The organism is Halomonas sp. 707D4, assembly GCF_024158685.1.
GTDB lineage: Bacteria > Pseudomonadota > Gammaproteobacteria > Pseudomonadales > Halomonadaceae > Vreelandella.
This window is the reverse complement of sequence record NZ_JAMZBD010000456.1, coordinates 1-2,421: the sequence shown is the minus strand read 5'-3', so window position 1 is coordinate 2,421 and position 2,421 is coordinate 1. Positions and strand designations below refer to the sequence as shown.

3 protein-coding genes are annotated in these 2,421 nt (G+C 68.6%); all 3 read right to left on the bottom strand.

From position 1 onward, the window contains the following. The coding region (locus tag BIS11_RS15180; protein WP_253586454.1) for a helix-turn-helix domain-containing protein at positions 1-509 on the bottom strand (509 nt) is incomplete at its 3' end. 82 nt (positions 510-591) lie between these two features. Continuing rightward, positions 592-1,602, bottom strand: a complete 1,011-nt coding sequence (locus tag BIS11_RS15175; RefSeq protein WP_253422288.1) for a spore coat U domain-containing protein — start codon at positions 1,600-1,602, stop codon at positions 592-594. Between the two features lie 12 nt (positions 1,603-1,614). Further along, a partial coding sequence (locus BIS11_RS15170) for a fimbria/pilus outer membrane usher protein (protein ID WP_253586453.1) occupies positions 1,615-2,421 on the bottom strand: 807 nt, incomplete at its 5' end.

The following is a 2,421-nucleotide window of genomic DNA, read 5'->3' as shown; positions in this document are numbered from 1 at the left end:
TAGGTGATGGTCAGAATCAGGGTGGCGGCGAGTTCCGCCGTGCGGTAGAGGTGCGGCGTATCCGCCGCGAAGGCGAGACTCTGGCCCGGCGAGAGCCAGCGCGTCTCCCCCTCGGGGCCCGCCTCCAGGGCGCCGCTGACCAGCGTGAGCGCCTCGCGCGCGCCGGGGGTGTGCGCTTCGGCGCGCCGCTCGGTATGGGCATCACACCGCATCCAGTAGACATCCACCTGGGGTGAGTCCTGGCCCTGGTCGACGAGGCGTACCTGAACGCCATCCTCCTCGCCCAGCAGGACGCTGACCGGTGCCACCAGCGTGCCGAAGGGCACGTGCAGCTGTACCGCCAGTCGCCACAGGGTGTCCAGCGTCGGGTTACCGCTCCCCTGTTCCAGGCGCGACAGGTTGGACTTGGCGATGCCCGCCGCGCAGGCGAGTTGCGACAGCGACAGCCCCCGGTCCTGGCGCAGCGTTTGAAGATGGCGGCCAAGGGTGGCCAGCGAGGTGGAGTCCATCGACCGTTCCCAGTTGCTCCTTTTATAGAACGTTCTATATAAGGAACGATGATGCGTCAAGCCGTAGGGTTGAGAATAGGGTCTAGAACGCCACGTCGACGACGATGTTGTCCGTGTAGGTGCCCGGTGGCGGGGTCGGCTGGTTGGGCAGTATCTCGGCGCGATAGATGAAGCCTTGAGCGGTGGTGCCGGTGTAGCTGCCCGGATTGGTGTCCGCCTGGGCGGCGCTGCGCCGCTGGCTGCCGGTCGTGCCCCAGCGCTCGGTGCCGGTGGCGCCCTTGTAGATCTGATAGTTGAGGAAGGCGCCGCCTGCCGCCATGCGTCGCGTGGCGCCCTCGGCGTGCTGGCCGTTGCCGAGCCCGACGCTGTAGCTGCTGCCCTTGGTGCAGGTGATGGTGATGGTCTGGGTCACCGGCGAGAAGCCGCTGACCAGCGGCGAGCTTCCGAAGTTCAGGTTGGGAGCGTTGATCCTGCAGTCCGGCGTGACGACCAGGGTCACACTGATGCTGCTCGTGCCCGTCCCGGTGCGCCTGCCAAGGCATAGCCCGCCGATACCGATGCCGGTGCAGATGCTCCAGTTCCAGGCGATGGTCAACGTATCGCGATAGGTGCCGGCGGCCAGGTTGGCGGCGGCGGGAACGGTGCGAACGTACAGCGGCATGGCCGCGGCCTGGCCCCCCAGGAGGCCCAGAAGCCCGAGGATATAGGCGTTGTAATAGTTGTAGGGCGTGCCCGGAACGATACGGTGCTGAGACTGGAAATTGGGGTCGGCGAAGAACTGGTAGGCAATGGCATCGCCGCTGGCGGCATTCACCAGGCGACTGGCATTGGCGCTGGTGACGGTGGCATCGACGCGATCGCCGGTGACGATCAGCCCCAGCAGGCTCCCCGGGCAGGTAAGACCGGCGCTTGGCTGCGCGGAGATGGAGCGCGGCGTGGCGTTCACGGAAAGCGAGCTGAAACTGCCGATATTGGCGCTGGCGTTTGGCGTGGTCACGCTGCAGGCCTGGGCCCGCGCACAGCAAAGAACCAGTGCCATCAACAGGGGCAGCGCGCGTCCCGGGTGCTTGAAAAGGCACGGCAGACGGTGCATGAGCGTGCTCCTCTATCGGCAGGCCAGCGGGCCCAGTTGGTGAAGGCGCCCCTGCTCCGGCGGCAGCACGATCTCCGCGTGGCAGGTGGCATCGGGTAGCGCAACGCTCAAGGTGGTACGCGGCTCCAGGTCCTCGAAGTAGACCAGGCCGTCCCAGCCCACGCGCGAGACCTGCCCGCTCGAGAGGCGGGCTTCGGCGCCGAGCGGCAGCGGCGCCCCCTGGGCATCGACCAGCGCGATGCTGGCGGCGGTGGTGGTGGAAGCTACAAAGCGCGCCAGATAGCCGCTGCGGGCGTGTACCGCGACCTGGCGCTCGACCTCGGGAACGCGCACGGTCGCGGCAAGCTCGAGCGGGTCGATGGCGTAGCGTCCGGCGTAATAGGCCGTGGCCCAGGGCACCAGCAGGTGGCCGTGGCGGTCGGTATGGCCGACCAGCTGGTTTTCGTAACGCACCGGCACGCCGGCCTGACCGTCGGTCGAGACGACCACGAAGCTGTCGTTGACCTGCTGGGCGGCGAACCAGCGCTGGTCCATGTGGACCAGCGAGCCGCGCGCATCCGCCCAGTAGGTCGGCGCGTCGGCGCTGCCGTAAACGCCACCGGCCAGCTGCACGTGCGGGCCGCGCCAGGTGAGGTCGGCCTGGTGATTGTCGCGGCCCCTTGAGTTCGCCTCGGTCGCCAGCGTCCAGCCGAATCCGCCGGAAAGCGGCGCGGTGCGCCCGTAGCGCAGCCGCGTGGCGGTCTCGCCGCCGGCGCTACGCTCGACGCTGGCGCTGGCCACGCCGTGGGCCTGGAGCGGCAGGGTGAGCTGGGCCAGGGT

Bases quoted from the DNA above. Each gene is read 5' to 3' on its own strand.
- BIS11_RS15175 (WP_253422288.1), bottom strand. From the start codon at position 1,602: ATGCACCGTCTGCCGTGCCTTTTCAAGCACCCGGGACGCGCGCTGCCC.